Source organism: Sorangium sp. So ce1014 (assembly GCF_051521505.1).
Lineage (GTDB): Bacteria > Myxococcota_A > Polyangia > Polyangiales > Polyangiaceae > Sorangium.
Genome location: NZ_CP150356.1, coordinates 282,785 through 297,082 on the forward strand (window position 1 = coordinate 282,785; position 14,298 = coordinate 297,082).

Genomic DNA, 14,298 nt, shown 5'->3' on the forward strand with positions numbered 1-14,298 from the left:
CGACGCCGAGCCATCGCCGCGGGGTTACAGCACGTCCTCGACCCGGACCGGCAAGTGGCGGAGGCGGCGCCCGGTCGCGTGATGGATGGCGTTGACGATCGCGGGCGCCACGCCGACCATCACCACCTCGCCAAGACCCTTGACGCCCATGCTGTTGATGAGCGGGTCCGGCTCGTCGATGAACTCCGCCTCGATCGTCCCGATGTCCGCGTTGACGGGGATCACGTACTCCGCGAGGTCGGCGTTCACGAACCCGCCGTACCGGGGGTCCACCTCGCTCACCTCGCGCAGCGCCGCGCCGATCCCCCAGACCACGCCGCCGAGCACCTGGCTGCGCGCCGTGCGGGGGCTGACGACCCGGCCACAGTCGACGACGCTCACCACGCGTGGCACGCGGATCCGCCGGGTGCGTGGCTCGATCCGCACCTCGACGAACTGGGCGCAAAAGCTCATGGAGACAAAGTCGGGATAGGCCGGGCCGGCGGCCGCGGGGAGCCCCTGGGCGACACGGTCGAAGATCGCGTCGGGCTGGCCGGGCGCATGGTGGCGCGCCTCGACATCGACGTGCGACCTGCCGGCGTCACGCAGGATCTGCTGGAAGGTGCGGTGGGCCGGTCCGTCGCCTGCCAGTCGCCCGAGCTCCCGCAGCATGTTCAAGGCTGCCTGGTGCACCGCGGGCAGGGCCGTGGCGGCCCCCCACGAGCCCGCGGTGAGGTGCTGGGGCACGCTGCCCGTGTTCCCGACGAGGATGTTCACCGCCTCGGCCGGAACGCCGAGATCCACCGCGACCGTGGAGGCGATGGCCGTGCGGATCCCCTGGCCCATCTCGTGCCCGCCGACGCTCACGAAGATCTCGCCCGCATCGGTCACACGCAGCATCGCGATGGCCGGCGCGGTCGCCGCCTTGTACGCCCCGAGCGCGACGCCCCACCCGACGAGCGTGCCGTCGGCCAGGCGCATCGAGCCCGGCGCCTGCGTTCTCCTCTCCCAGCCAAACCGCTCGGCGCCCCTCTCGAGGCACGCCACGACGTGCCGGGACGAGAACGGCCGGCCGGTCAGCGGGTCTGTCGCTGCGTCGTTGGCGACGCGGAACGCGACCGGATCACGGCCGAGCGCATACGCCAGCTCGTCGACGGCGGTCTCGAAGGCGCACGCGGCGATGTGCTCGAACGGGGCGCGCGCGAAGCCCGGCGTCTGGATGTCGTTGCGGACAAGGCGCTCGCGGCCGCGGAAATTCGCGATGCCGTACAGGCGCGCGGTCAGATCCGCGTAGGACAGCGGGAAGAGGTCATGGCGCGAGGTCTGGTGGTCAATCTCGTGCACGGCGGCCACCATGCGCCCCGATGCATCGGCCCCGAGCCGCACCGTATGGCGGCTGGCGGGGCGGAAGCTCGCATTGTTGAAGATCTGCGCCCTGGGGACCACCAGCTTGACCGGACGGCCGAGCTCGCGAGCCGCCAGCGCGACGAGCGCTGTGTGTGCCTGCAACGAGTTTCTCTGACCGAAGCCGCCGCCGGCCGTGGGCGAGAGCACCCTGATCCTGTCCGGAGCCAGCCCGAACACCTTGGCCAGGCCGTGCCTGAGCGCCTCGGCGTTCTGCGTCGATTCGCGGATCGTGAGCTCCCCCCGCGACCACTCCGCCACGGTGGCCAGGAGCTCCATCGGGTTCTGGTGCTGGGGAGGGCCTTGAAACGTCGCGTCCACGCGCGTCGCGGCCGTCGACAGGGCGCCGTCCGCGTCGCCGGCGACCCGATCCGCGAAGGCGGGCTTCGGCAACGGGGAGTCCGCTTGCGCGAGGATCTCCGCGCCCGGCGCGTCGAGCGTCACGCTGATGGCGCCCTGCTCATACGTGGCGCGGACGAGCGCCGCGGCCTCCCTCGCCGCCTCGAGCGTATCGGCCACCACAAGCGCGATCGGCTGGCCGCGGTAGGCGATCGCCGCGCCGAGCAGGGGCTGCAGGCTCTGAAAACCGTAGCCGCCGCCGAGCAGGAACCCGGCCGACTGCAGGCCCACCGTGTCGAGGTGCGTCAGGACCAGCCGCACGCCAGGGACGCGGCGGGCGGCGTCCGTATCGAGGCTCAGGAGGCGACCGCGGCCGATCGTCGCCACCGCCAGCATCCCGTGGGCGAGCCCGGGGAGGGCGTGATCGGCGGTATACTGGGTCGCGCCGCGCACCTTCTCGCGCGCGTCGACCCTGGGGATATCCGGATGGCTCATGGCTGTTCTGCCCTCTGTCGTGCGATCATCAACGCGTCCGTGATCGTTTGCGCCCCCAGCTCGACCTTGAAGGCGTTGTGGACGCCCGGGCTCGCGGCCGCGAACGCGGCCTGGCCAGCGCTCTGCGCGACGTCCTCGGTGAGCGGCTGACCGAGCAATACGTTCTCGGCCTCCGGCGACCGCCAGGGCCGGGTCGCGACGCCGCCGAGGGCGACCCGCGCTTCAGCGACCACGCCGGCGCTGAGCCGGACGGCGACGGCCGCCGACGTGAGCGCGAACGCGTAGGATTCGCGGTCGCGTATCTTGTGATAGGTCGACCCGCGGCCCGCCTCGGACCTCGGCACGCGAATGCGTACGATCAGCTCGTCAGGGGCCAGCGTCGTCTCGACCTCCGGCGTGGAGCCCGGCTCCCGATGCAGCTCCGCCAGGGGAATGGAGCGCTCGCCGCGCGGGCTCAGCGTGTCCACCACCGCGTCGAACGCCACGAGCGCGACGGCCCAGTCCCCCGGATACACCGCGGCGCAGGCGTCGCTCGCGCCGAGGAGCGCATTGCCGCGATCCATGCCATCCCGCGCCGCGCATCCGCTGCCGGGCTCCCGCTTGTTGCAGGCAAACGGCTCTCCACCACGGAAATAGGCGCAACGGGTCCGCTGCAGCAGATTGCCGCCCACCCGCGCCATGTTGCGCAGCTGCTGCGAGGCGGCCTTCCACATCGCCTCCGACAGCGCGGGGTAGTCCTCCTTCAGCCGGCGATCGGCGGCCACATCGCTCATCCGGGCCAGCGCCCCGAAGACGAGCTCGTGCGGGCCGGAGGTGTCGAAGCGCGCGAGCGCGTCGAGGCGGGTGATGTCGATCACCCTGAGAGGACCCTCGACGCCCAGCTTCATGAGATCGTAGAGCGTGGTCCCTCCCGCCAGGAACCGGGCTCCGGGGCCGCCGCCGGCCATGGCCGCGATCGCCTCCGCCGGCGTCGACGGCCGTATGTACGTGAAGCTTTGCATGGCTCAGGTCCCTCCGATCTCCGGCGCGGCTTGCTGGATCGCAGCGAGGATGCCGGCATAAGCGCCGCATCGACACAGGTTGCCGCTCATGTACTCTCGTATCTGCTCCGCGGACCCGGCGTTGCCCTCGCGGACACAGGCCACCGCCGCCATGATCTGGCCGGGCGTGCAATATCCGCACTGGAGCGCGTCCTGATCGATGAAGGCCTGCTGCATGGGATGCAGCGGCCCGCCCTCCGGCGATAGCCCCTCGATCGTCGTGATCTCCCGGCCGTCGGCCTGCACGGCGGGGGTGAGGCAGGACGCGACACGACGGCCGTCGAGGTGCACGGTGCACGCTCCGCACTGACCGTGGTCGCAGCCCTTCTTGGCGCCGGTCAACTGCAGCTGCTCGCGGAGCACATCCAGCAGAGACGAGCGCAGGTCGATGTCGACCTCGGCCCTCGTGCCGTTGACGAGGAGCCGGACGGATGTGTCCGCGCTCCTCGCCGGCGTGTCGCATCCCGTGCAGGCGCTCCCGAGCGCCGACAGCCCGCTGGCCACCGCGATGGATCCCGCGGTGAACTGACGTCGGGTGAGGAGGTGGGCCGCCAGCAGCCCGCCGCCGGTGTTCAGCTCGCCGGCGGTCTCCTGCTTCGATCGGCCTCCACGAAGGGGCGATGGTCGACTCGTCTTGTCCTGCATGGTGATCTCCTCGCGACAGGCGCCCAGATACCCCGGCCCGGGCTGAACGCGACTCGTCCTGTCGTGACCATGCGCCCGCGCACCCCACCATGCCAGTGAATAGGATATATGAGTCCTATGAACCCCAGTTATGGGAGAGACCTCGACCTCAACCTCCTGCGCGTGTTCGCGGTGGTGGCGGACACGGGCAGCGTCACCGCGGCGGCGGGCCGGCTCTACCTGACCCAGCCGGCGGTCAGCGCGGCGCTGCGCAGGCTGGCCACCGCCGTCGGGGCTCCGCTGTTCGTGCGGCGCGGGCGCGGCCTCGCGCTCACCGGCCGGGGCGAGCGGCTGCGCGCGACGCTCGTGCCCCACCTCCAGGCGATCGTCGACGCCGCGCTCAACGAGCCGCAATGGAACCCGGCGACAAGCGAGCGCACATTGCGCCTCGGCCTGTCCGATACAGCCGAGTTCTGGCTGCTGCCCGCGCTGCTCCGCGCCCTCGCGCCCGAGGCGCCGCGAATGCGCGTGATCGCCGTGCCGGTGCAGTTCCGCACGATCGCGGCGGCGCTCGCGGGCGGCCTCGACGCCGCGGTCACCGTCGCCGACGACCTGCCCGCGACCGTGCGCCGCCAGGCGCTGTACTGCGGCGGCTTCGTGTGCCTGTTCGACCCGCGCCACACGCGCCTGCGCCGCACGCTGACCACGGAGGACTACTTCGCGCTCGATCACGTGATCGTCAGCTACAACGGCGACCTGCGCGGCATCGTCGAGGACGTGGTGCAGCGCTCGCGCAAGGTCCGCTGCTCGGTCTCGACGTTCGCGAACCTCGGCGCGCTGCTGGACGGCAGCGCCCTTGTCGCCACCGTCCCCACCAACATCGCCGCGTACATCCGCGAGACCCGGCGGCACCTCGCCACGCGCCCGCTGCCGTTCACGATCGAGGGCACGCCGACGGAGCTCGTGTGGCCGTCGAGCACCGACGACGACGACGCGTGCCGGTTCGTGCGCGGCAAGATCGTCGAGGTCGCGCGGTCCGCATCGTCGAAGCCGCGGCGAGCCTAGCCCCCGAGGAGAGCGCGCCCCTCGCCCGCTCTCCGCCGCGCGTCGCCACGGCGCGAGGACGGCGCGCCCTGGACTGCAGCCCTGGATCGGAGTAAACCAGTTATCGGAACTTCATTCCGGATAATGGAACGATCTGGAACGGTCGACAAGGCGGTGCGCGCCCTCGAGGCGCTGCGCGAGGGGGGCGGCAGCGCCTCGCTGGCGGAGCTCGCGGCGCGCCTCCGCATGCCCAAGGCGACGCTGCACCGGCTGCTCGCGTCGCTCGCCGCGCACGCGCTCGTCGAGCAGGACGGGGAGGGGCGCTACCGGCTCGGCGTCGGCCTCATCCGCCTCGGGCTCGGCGCGCAGGGGCTCGACCCCGTCGCGCGCGTCGCGAAGCCCGAGCTCGAGCGGGCGGCGCGCGCCTTCGGCGAGACGTTCTTCCTCGTCGCCGCGCGCGCGGGGCGGCTCGTCGTGCTCGACAAGGCGGAGGGAACGGGGCTCCTGCGCGCGGCGCCGACGGTCGGGGCCGAGGTCCCCGTCGACGTCACCGCGAGCGGCCGGCTCTACCTCGCGCACGCGCCGGAGCTCGTGGGGGCCCCCTGCGCGGGCCCCGCCGCGCAGCGCGCCGCCAGGCGCGGCTACGACGTCAACGAGGGCGAGTGGATCGACGGGCTCACCGTCATCGCGGCGCCGGTGCTCGCGCGCGGCAGCCTGCACGGCTGCATCGCCTGCGCCGCCGCCGCCCAGAGCCTGCGCGGCGATCGTCACGACGCCGCGGTGCGCCACACGCGCGACGCCGCCGAGCGCGTCGCGCGCGCTCTCCAGGGAGACAGCAGGAGGTGAACGGCATGAAGACATGGATCGATGGGCGAATCGTCGACGCGAAGGACGCGACCGTGAACGTGACCGATCACGGGCTGCTCTACGGCGACGGCATCTTCGAGGGCATGCGCGTCGCCGCGGGGCGGCTCTTCCGGATCGAGCGCCACCTCGCGCGGCTCGCGGCCGGCGCGAAGGCGCTCGGCCTCGCGCTGCCGCGCCCGCTCGATGGGCTCCGCGCGATCGTCGAGGAGACCGCGCGCGCCCACGCCGAGCGCGAGGCCTACGTCCGCCTCGTTGTGACGCGCGGCGTGGGCCCGCTCGGCGTTGACCCGACCACCTGCGAGCGGCCGGGGCTGTTCTGCATCGTGGGGTCCATCCGCCTCTTCGACGACGAGCAGCGGCGGCGCGGCCTCGAGCTCATCACGTCGAGCCACCGCCGGCCGGACGCGGACGCGCTCGACATGCGGATCAAGAGCCTGAACTACCTGGGCTCCGCCCTCGCGAAGCTCGAGGCCAGGCAGCGCGGCGCCGACGACGCGCTGCTCCTGAACGCGCGCGGCCACGTGGCCGAGGCCAGCGTGGCCAACGTGTTCGCGCTCCGCGACGACGTGCTCGCGACGCCGCCCGCCACCGACGGCTGCCTCGAGGGCATCAACCGCGCGGCCGTGATGGAGCTCGCGCGCGGCCTCGGGCTCACCGTCGTGGAGCGCTCGCTCGGCCGGCTCGACTTCTTCGCCGCCGACGAGGCGTTCATGACGGGCACCGGCGCCGGCGTGATCGCGATGCGCAGCCTCGACGGGCGCGCGATCGGCCGCGGCGAGCGCGGCCCGGTCACCGCCCGCCTGACCGCGCTCCACCGGCAGCTCGCCGAGACCGAGGGCGTCGAGCTCATCGCCGCGCCCGGCGGCCAGACCTGAACGGGCAGGCCGAGGGAAGGGGAAAGCAACTTAACCGGTTCAGAACTCCGTCCATCGTCTTGTCGACAGCTCTCCCTGGAGACTCGACCGCGGCGGGCCGCCGGAGGGCACGTCAGCTGTCGCGGGCGATCTCCGCGAAGATCCCTCTCAGCCAGATGTGCGCCGGGTCCTTCGCTTGCCGCTCGTGCCACACCTGATCCAGCGAGAACCCGCCGAGCTCCACGGGCGGCTTCATGATGCGCAGCGCCTCCATCTCGGCGAACACGCGCGCGATGCGCGCCGGCACGGTCAGCACGAGATCGGTCTGGGCAACGATGTGCGCCGCCACGAGGAAGTGGGGGATCTGCAGCGCCACACGGCGCGAGAGCCCCCGCTCCGCGAGGACCTCGTCCACCCGGCCCCCGCCGTCGCCGCGCGGGCTGATGAGCGCGTGAGGTAAGCTCGTGTAGCTCTTGAGGGTCAGCTTGCTGCCCACCACGGGATGATTCTTACGCACCACGCACATGTAGTGCTCCTCGATGAGCCTTTGCCGGTAGAACCCGGCGGGCACGGTGGGGAGCAGGCCGATCGCCAGGTCGACCTTGCCGGTCTCCATGGAGCTCCACATCTCGCCGTCGTAGGGGCGCGCGATCAGGTCGACGAAGGGCGCGTCGGAGAAGAGCTTTTGCACGAGCCGGGGCAGCAGGATGAGCTCCACGTAATCGACCGTGGCGACCGCGAACGAGCGGCGCGCCGTGGCGGGGTCGAAGCGGGGGCTGTGCGCGACCGTCGCCTCGATCTGGGCGAGGGCCGCGCGGATGGGGCCGATGAGCTCCTGCGCGCGCGGCGTCGGGATCATCCCCCTCGGCGTGCGCACGAGGACGGGATCGTCGATCAGCGCGCGGAGGCGCCCGAGGGCGTGGCTCATGGCCGACTGGCTCAGCCCGACGCGCGCCGCGGCGCGCGTGACGCTCCCCTCCGCCAGGAGGGCGTCGAAGACGACGAGCAGGTTCAGGTCGATCGAGGCAAGATGCACGGGATGCATGGGGCCCATGCTACGAATGAGTTGGAGGCGCGCCATGGGCCGGTCTAGACGTTTTTCACTGAACCGGCACGGTCGCTGACCCCGCCGAGGGAGCGGCGGGGCGGATGCCGCCGGTCGTCGTGCCCATGTCTCGCTTCGATCTTCCCGAGCACGACCAGGAGCCCGCACCCTCCTCGCGCCCGCTTCGCCCGCGATCGCAACCCTGTTGCAGGTCGAGCAGCCGGCCACGGAGCGGCCAGAGTGTCCTTGTTGCATGGAGCGGACCCCGGGTCGCCGGGTTGCCTCGAAGGCGGCATGGATGACCTGGATTGGCCATCCCGTCCAGGGATGAGCCCGCATGGCCGGCCCGAGTCACGCTGACGGTCGACTCCTGCCGAGTCCAGCCGAGCCGGTTTCCACCGCGTTTCCCCGGTGCTGCCCGCCGAGCGGCGCGCGGCACCCATGAACGTAGCGTTTCGGCAGCTGTATGGAACATACGGTAACAGGAAGAGAGCGCGCCATGCCAAGTCCGAATCGGAGTTCCCTGATCCTCGCTCCGCTCGTCGCCCTCGTCGCCCTCGCCTCGTGCGCTCCCCGGGCGGAGGGCGAGCGCCATGCCGCCGTGTCGAGCGCGCTCAACGCCGAGGACAGGCTCGCTGCTTGCGAAAACGACCCTCGCGTGGTCGCCGGGCTCGTGACCAGCGAAATTTGCGCAGGCGCTGATATCTTCTTTCGCGAAACTTTCGAGGGCAACGGCCGCTCTTGCGGATCCTGTCATCCTGTCGAAAACAACTTCACGATTGACATCCCCTTCATCGACGCGCTCCTCGACATCAACCCTTTTGATCCGCTGTTCGTCCACGAGCAGGAGCCCGAGCTGATCGACCTCGAGATCTACGAGCTGAAGACGCTCGGCCTGATCCGCGAGAACATCGACGGCTTCGACGACCTCGACGACAAGTACGTGATGCGCGGGGTCCCGCACACGCTCTCGCTGGCGACGACCCTCGCGCCCGACCCGATGCACGAGGGGGCGGAGCTGCCCCTCGAGCGCACGGGCTGGTCGGGCGACGGCGCCCCGGGCGCCGGGTCGCTGCGCGACTTCCTGACCGGGGCGATCACCCAGCACTTTCCGACCGACCTGAGCCGTGAGCCGGGGGTCTCGTTCCGGCTCCCCACGGAGCAGGAGCTCGACCTCACGCTGGCCTACCAGATGAGCCTGGGCCGGATGAACGAGCTCGATCTCACGCGGGTGAAGCTCACCGATCCCGAGGCGAACGAGGGGCGGCTTTCGTTCCTCGATCCGCAGCGGGGCCGCTGCAACGTGTGCCACGCGAACGCGGGCGCGAACCACATGGACACGGGGCGGAACCGCAACCTGGACACGGGGACCCGGAAGGCGCCGGCGACAAGCACCTTCGGGGCGTTCGACGGCGGGTTCGGGGGCGTCGGGCTGGCCGAGCCGAACATCGACGTCCTCGACCTCGGGTTCCTGAACGGGTTCGGCGACGGCACGTTCAACACCCCGCCCCTCATCGAGGCCGTGGACACGCCGCCGTTCTTCCACACGAACGCCTTCGGGGACGACATCGAGGCCGCGGTCGCCTTTTATGTCTCGTCGTTCTTCAAGGAGTCTCTGGCGGGCCGGGAGCTGGAGGCGCGGTTCGGCGCCCCCATCCAGTTCCCCGACTCCGACATCATCAAGATGGGGCGCTTGCTCCGCGTCCTGAGCGCCGCGTTCAACCTCGACCTCGCGGAGCAGCGCCTGCGCGCCGCCCGGGAGCTCGCGGGCCAGTTCCATGACACGCGGGACGACGTCCAGAAGCGCCTGATGGAGCTGGCCGAGGTCGAGATCGACGACGCGCTGCGGGTCCTCGGCGTCGCCGGCACGCCGCTGCACCCCGTCTCGCGGTACCGCCTCCGGCAGGCGAAGGACGAGATCGCGGCGGGCCTCTCGGCGGCGGCCTGGTCGGCGCGCGAGGGCCGGATCGCGACCGCGCTCCTGCGCGTCCAGAACGCGCGCGATCCGCTCGGCTCCAACATCACCTTCCAGCTCGGCCAGGGCAACCTGATGTACTAGGGGCCGCGCCCGGACGAGACAACGAACCGCAGGGCGCCAGGGCCGTCATGCAGCGAGCTCTCCCGGCTATCCTGGCGTCCCTGGCATCCTGGCGGTTCTCTCACCTGGGTCGCCGACAAGCGCCCATCCGCGTCAGGGCCCCTGGCCAACGCCGCGCGAATCAGTAGCTTACGGGCCCCCGGCGTGGCCGGTCTGCCAGGTGCCCTGCTCTGATGTCGTCCGGCTCACGTTCTGGTTTCGGCGCGCTCTCTGCCCCTGAAACGGCGCGCTCCCGCGCGGGGCGCTCGCTCCTCCTGCGGCTCCTCGGGCTGAGCTGGGCGTACCGGGGGCGGGTCGCGCGCGTCCTCGGCTACCAGATCGTCCTGCTCTCGCTCGGGCTCGCGGGGCTCGGCCTGACCGGGCTCGCCATCGACATCCTCCGCCACCGGCTCGATCCGTCGATCCGCCCGCCGGCGCTGCCGCTCGGAATCGGCCGGCTGCTCGACCTGGAGCGTGAGCCCATGCGCGCGGTCCTCTCGATCGGCGCTGCGATCCTCGCCATGGCGGCCGCCCGCGCGGTGCTCAACTACGGTTACGCGCTCTCGGTGGGCCACCTCGTCCACATGGAGATCGTCCCGGATCTCCGCGCGCGGGTGTACGACAACCTCCAGCGGCTGAGCTTCCGGTTCTACGACGCCAACAAGAGCGGCTCGCTCATCAACCGCGTCACCGGGGACGTGCAGCTCGTGCGCTCGTTCGTGGACGGCGTGCTGCTCCAGAGCGTCATCATGGTCCTGTCGCTCGCCGTGTACGTCGCGTACATGCTCCGCACGCACGCCCTCCTGACGCTCGTGTGCCTCGCGCCGACGCCGCTGCTCTGGATCGCGAGCACGCTCTTCGCCCGGTGGGTGCGGCCCGCCTACCTGCAGAACCGGGAGCTCGTGGACCGCATGGTCCTGAGCTTCACCGAGGGGATGCAGGGGATCCAGGTCATCAAGGGGCTCGGGCGGGAGCGCGAGGCCCACCGCCGCTTCGACGAGCGCAACCGCGAGGTGCGCGACCAGCAGCAGGGCACGTTCCGGAAGATCAGCGTGCTCAGCCCGACCATCGACCTGCTCGGACAGAGCCACCTCGTCCTGCTGCTCGGCATGGGCGGGCTGCTCGTCACGCGCGACCGGATGACGCTCGGGCAGCTCGTCGTGTTCGCCGGCATCCTGCAGCAGTTCTCCGGGCAGATCGCGAGCATGGCGACCCTCGTCAACACCGCGCAGCAGAGCTTCATCGGGGCGCGGCGCGTCTTCGAGGTGCTCGACACCCCCGTCGAGATCACGAGCCCCGAGGCGCCCACGCGCCCCGCCCAGGTGGAGGGGCGCCTCGCGTTCGAGCGCGTCACCTTCGGGTACGACCCGGAGAGGCCCGTCCTCCACGGCATCGACCTCGACGTCGCCCCCGGGCAGTTCATCGCCGTGATCGGCCCGACCGGCGCGGGCAAGAGCACGCTGCTCAGCTTGATCCCACGCTTCTACGATCCGACCTCCGGGCGCATCCTGCTCGACGGCATCGACCTGCGGCGGCACGACCTCGACCTGATCCGCCGGCGCATGGGGGTCGTCTTCCAGGACAACTTCCTCTTCAGCAACACGGTGGCGGCCAACATCGCGTTCGGCGCCCCGCACGCGACGCGGGAGCAGATCGAGCGCGCCGCGGTCATCGCCTGCGCCCACGAGTTCATCCGGGAGCTGCCCGAGGGCTACGACACCGAGCTCGGCGAATCGGCGGCCAACCTCTCGGGCGGCCAGCGGCAGCGGCTCGCCATCGCGCGCGCCGTGCTGCTCGACCCGCCGCTGCTCTTGCTCGACGATCCGACCGCCGCGGTGGACGCGAGCACCGAGCGCGAGATCCTCGACGCGATCCTCAGCGCCACCCGGGGGCGGACGACGATCATGGCCACGCACCGGGCCCACCTGCTCCGCCGCGCGCACCAGGTGATCGTGCTCGACCGGGGCCGCATCGCCGAGCGGGGGACGCACGAGGAGCTGCTCCGGGGCCGCGGCCACTACGCGAGCGCGCTGGCGCTGCACGACGCCCACACCGCCGACGCCGCGCGCGGGGACGAGAGCCCGTCGCGCCGCGACGGCGCGGGCGCGCGCCCCGCGGCCCCGGGCCCGGCCGAGGAGCCGGCGTGAGCCGCGCCGCCTTCGCGCCGCGCCGCCCTGCGAAGGCGGCGGGGCCGGCGCGCCCCGCGGCCGAGCCGGCGCCGATCGACGTGCGCCTCGGCCTCGCGCGCGCCTCGCTCGACGACGAGCGGGACCACGCCCACCGCGGGCTCGATCTCGGGCTCGTGCGGCGGGTGCTCTCCTTCACCCGCCCGTACACGAAGAAGCGCAACGCGCTCTTCGTGCTCGTGGTGGTGAGGTCGATCCAGCTCCCGATCCTGACCTGGTCGGTCGGCGCCATCATCAGCGGCCCGGTGGCCCGGCGCGACGCGCGCGCCACGCTGCTCTCCGTCCTCGGCTTCGCGGCGCTGGCCCTGTTCACGGCGGTCGTCTTCCACTACCGCGCTCGCCTCGCGCTCGAGCTCGGCGAGGCCGTGGTGTTCGACATGCGCGATCGGCTGCAAAGACACCTCCTGCGCATGCCGATGAGCTTCTTCGTGAAGACGAGGGTGGGGCGCCTCATCGGCCGCATGACCTCCGACATCGACGCGATCCGGGTGGCGGTGCAGGACGTCGTGTTCGTGAGCACGGTGCAGCTCGGCACGATGGCGGTGGCGATGGCGCTGATGGCCCACGCGCACTGGCCGCTCTTCCTCGTGGTGGCGGCGATGGTCCCGGTCTTCTGGGGGCTGATCGTCTATTTCCACAAGCGCCTCGGGGCCGCGCACCAGCGCGCGCAGGAGAGCTTCAGCCGGGTCACGGCGACGCTCGCCGAGTCGGTCACGGGGGTGCGCGTGACGCAGGGCTTCGTGCGGCAGGACATCAACGGCGGGCTGTTCCGGGCGCTGATCTTCGACCACTCGCGCTACAACATGGATGCGGCGCGCCACTCGGCCGCTTTCCTCCCGCTCCTGGAGTTCAACGGGCAGCTGTTCCTGGCCGTGCTCGTGGTCGTGGGCGGCTATCAGGCCCTGCACGGCGCGATCGAGCTGAGCGTGCTCGTGGAGTTCTTCTTCCTCGCGAACCTGCTGTTCAACCCGATCCCCGTCCTCGGGAATCAATACAACCAGGCCCTGACGGCCATGGCGGGCGCCGAGCGGCTCTTTCGCGTGCTCGACGCGGAGCCCGCCTGGCCCGACGAGGGCGGCTTTCCGGCGCTGCCGCCGGTGCGCGGCCGGGTCGTCTTTCAGGGGGTGTGCTTCGCCTACGAGCCGGGCAAGCCGGTGCTCCACGGGGTCGATCTGGTGGCCGAGCCGGGCGAGATGATCGCGCTGGTCGGGCACACGGGCAGCGGCAAGACATCGATCCTGAACCTGCTCGCGAAGCTGTATCTGCCGACGGCGGGGTCGATCACCGTCGACGGGCACGATCTCGCGACGACCTCGTCGGCGTCGCTGCGGGCGCAGCTCGGGCTGGTGCTGCAGAGCAATTTCCTGTTCAGCGGCACGGTGCTGGACAACGTGCGTCTGGGCAATCCGGCGGCGACCGACGCCGAGATCCGCGAGGCGGCGCGGAGCCTGGACGCGCTCGACGTGCTCGACGCGCTGCCGGACGGCCTCCACACCGAGGTGGGCGAGCGGGGGACGGGGCTGTCGCTGGGGCAGCGGCAGATCGTGTGCTTTCTGCGGGCGATGGTCGCCCATCCGCGCATCGTGCTGCTCGACGAGGCGACGAGCTCGGTGGACGCGCTGACCGAGGCCCGGCTGCAGGCGGCGCTCGGGCGGCTCCTGCGAGGGCGGACGAGCTTCGTGGTGGCCCACCGGCTGAGCACGATCCGGCACGCGGATCGGGTCGTCGTGCTCGACCACGGGCGGGTCGTGGAGCAGGGGACGCACGCGGAGCTGCTCGCGCGGGGAGGGGCGTTTGCGGCGCTTCACCGGGAGCTGGCGAACGAGGCGCCGGCCCCCTGAGAGGGAATTGATTGGGAGGGGGTGAACTCTATCGATCGGGGGAGAGGGGGATCGCGATCAGGCGACCTCTAGACGGACGGGGACGTTGTTGCGGGTGGCGTTCGAGTAAGGGCAAACCTGGTGCGCCTTCTCGACCAGCTGCTCGGCTTGCGGCCGCTCCAGGCCCGGCAGCGCGATCCGCAGGCCGATATCGAGGCCAAATCCGCCCTCGGAGCGGGGGCCGATGCCGACGGTCGCGGTCACGGTGGCGTCGGCAGGTATCCGCGCCTTCTCCTGCGCGGCCACGAACTTCAAGGCACCCAGGAAGCAGGCCGCGTAACCCGCCGCGAACAGCTGCTCCGGGTTGTTCCCCTCACCACCCGCGCCGCCAAGCTCCTTCGGCGTCGAGAGCTTCACGTCGAGGGCGCCGTCCGCGGTCTTGGCGTGGCCATCGCGGCCGCCGTGAGCGGTGGCTTGGGTCGTGTACTTCACGTCGACAGGCATCGGAGCGCTCCTTTTCGTGA

The 14,298-nt window shown here is 71.6% G+C and carries 11 protein-coding genes; 6 read left to right on the forward strand and 5 right to left on the reverse strand.

Going from position 1 to position 14,298, the window contains the following annotated elements:
• Positions 1-24: 24 nt before the first annotated feature.
• From WME75_RS01115 to WME75_RS01125, 3 genes are read right to left on the reverse strand one after another with little or no spacing between them, the layout of a single operon-like run.
• Positions 25-2,217: a xanthine dehydrogenase family protein molybdopterin-binding subunit gene (locus WME75_RS01115; RefSeq protein WP_437485527.1), complete on the reverse strand. Its 2,193-nt coding sequence runs from the start codon at positions 2,215-2,217 to the stop codon at positions 25-27.
• On the reverse strand, positions 2,214-3,218 hold the full coding sequence (locus WME75_RS01120; protein ID WP_437485529.1) for an FAD binding domain-containing protein: 1,005 nt from the start codon (positions 3,216-3,218) through the stop codon (positions 2,214-2,216). Before WME75_RS01120 ends, WME75_RS01115 begins: the two co-directional genes overlap by 4 nt.
• Positions 3,219-3,221: 3 nt before the next feature.
• On the reverse strand, positions 3,222-3,902 hold the full coding sequence (locus tag WME75_RS01125) for a (2Fe-2S)-binding protein (RefSeq protein ID WP_437485531.1): 681 nt from the start codon (positions 3,900-3,902) through the stop codon (positions 3,222-3,224).
• A 117-nt stretch (positions 3,903-4,019) separates the two neighbouring features.
• Between WME75_RS01125 and WME75_RS01130 the strand changes: the two genes are divergently transcribed.
• The 3 genes from WME75_RS01130 (at position 4,020) to ilvE (ending at position 6,667) form a co-directional block, all read left to right on the forward strand.
• Positions 4,020-4,946 carry a LysR family transcriptional regulator gene (locus WME75_RS01130; RefSeq protein ID WP_437485533.1) on the forward strand — a complete coding sequence of 309 codons (927 nt, stop codon included), beginning with the start codon at positions 4,020-4,022 and terminating at the stop codon, positions 4,944-4,946.
• 123 nt (positions 4,947-5,069) lie between these two features.
• Positions 5,070-5,771 (forward strand): IclR family transcriptional regulator, encoded by a 702-nt coding sequence (locus WME75_RS01135; RefSeq protein ID WP_437485535.1) that lies wholly within the window; start codon positions 5,070-5,072, stop codon positions 5,769-5,771.
• Positions 5,772-5,776: 5 nt separating this feature from the next.
• On the forward strand, positions 5,777-6,667 hold the full coding sequence (ilvE, locus tag WME75_RS01140; RefSeq protein ID WP_437485537.1) for a branched-chain-amino-acid transaminase: 891 nt from the start codon (positions 5,777-5,779) through the stop codon (positions 6,665-6,667).
• A 112-nt stretch (positions 6,668-6,779) separates the two neighbouring features.
• Here ilvE and WME75_RS01145 read toward each other — a convergent pair whose 3' ends face one another.
• Positions 6,780-7,691: a LysR family transcriptional regulator gene (locus WME75_RS01145; RefSeq protein ID WP_437485539.1), complete on the reverse strand. Its 912-nt coding sequence runs from the start codon at positions 7,689-7,691 to the stop codon at positions 6,780-6,782.
• Positions 7,692-8,190: 499 nt separating this feature from the next.
• Here WME75_RS01145 and WME75_RS01150 point away from each other — a divergent pair, with 499 nt between their 5' ends.
• From WME75_RS01150 to WME75_RS01160, 3 genes are all read left to right on the forward strand, one after another.
• Complete coding sequence (locus WME75_RS01150; RefSeq protein WP_437485541.1) at positions 8,191-9,750, forward strand: hypothetical protein; 1,560 nt, start codon at positions 8,191-8,193, stop codon at positions 9,748-9,750.
• Positions 9,751-9,962: 212 nt separating this feature from the next.
• Entirely contained in the window at positions 9,963-11,915 is a 1,953-nt protein-coding gene (locus WME75_RS01155; RefSeq protein ID WP_437485543.1) for an ABC transporter ATP-binding protein, read from the forward strand.
• The gene (locus WME75_RS01160; protein ID WP_437485544.1) at positions 11,912-13,795 is read left to right on the forward strand and encodes an ABC transporter ATP-binding protein; all 1,884 of its coding nucleotides are present in this window, start codon (positions 11,912-11,914) and stop codon (positions 13,793-13,795) included. The genes WME75_RS01155 and WME75_RS01160 overlap by 4 nt, the downstream gene beginning before the upstream one ends.
• Positions 13,796-13,852: 57 nt before the next feature.
• Here WME75_RS01160 and WME75_RS01165 read toward each other — a convergent pair whose 3' ends face one another.
• Complete coding sequence (locus WME75_RS01165; RefSeq protein WP_437485545.1) at positions 13,853-14,278, reverse strand: organic hydroperoxide resistance protein; 426 nt, start codon at positions 14,276-14,278, stop codon at positions 13,853-13,855.
• Positions 14,279-14,298 lie beyond the last annotated feature (20 nt).

Bases quoted from the DNA above. Each gene is read 5' to 3' on its own strand.
- WME75_RS01115 (WP_437485527.1), bottom strand. From the start codon at position 2,217: ATGAGCCATCCGGATATCCCCAGGGTCGACGCGCGCGAGAAGGTGCGC.
- WME75_RS01120 (WP_437485529.1), bottom strand. From the start codon at position 3,218: ATGCAAAGCTTCACGTACATACGGCCGTCGACGCCGGCGGAGGCGATC.
- WME75_RS01125 (WP_437485531.1), bottom strand. From the start codon at position 3,902: ATGCAGGACAAGACGAGTCGACCATCGCCCCTTCGTGGAGGCCGATCG.
- WME75_RS01130 (WP_437485533.1), top strand. From the start codon at position 4,020: ATGAACCCCAGTTATGGGAGAGACCTCGACCTCAACCTCCTGCGCGTG.
- WME75_RS01135 (WP_437485535.1), top strand. From the start codon at position 5,070: ATGGAACGATCTGGAACGGTCGACAAGGCGGTGCGCGCCCTCGAGGCG.
- ilvE (WP_437485537.1), top strand. From the start codon at position 5,777: ATGAAGACATGGATCGATGGGCGAATCGTCGACGCGAAGGACGCGACC.
- WME75_RS01145 (WP_437485539.1), bottom strand. From the start codon at position 7,691: ATGCATCCCGTGCATCTTGCCTCGATCGACCTGAACCTGCTCGTCGTC.
- WME75_RS01150 (WP_437485541.1), top strand. From the start codon at position 8,191: ATGCCAAGTCCGAATCGGAGTTCCCTGATCCTCGCTCCGCTCGTCGCC.
- WME75_RS01155 (WP_437485543.1), top strand. From the start codon at position 9,963: ATGTCGTCCGGCTCACGTTCTGGTTTCGGCGCGCTCTCTGCCCCTGAA.
- WME75_RS01165 (WP_437485545.1), bottom strand. From the start codon at position 14,278: ATGCCTGTCGACGTGAAGTACACGACCCAAGCCACCGCTCACGGCGGC.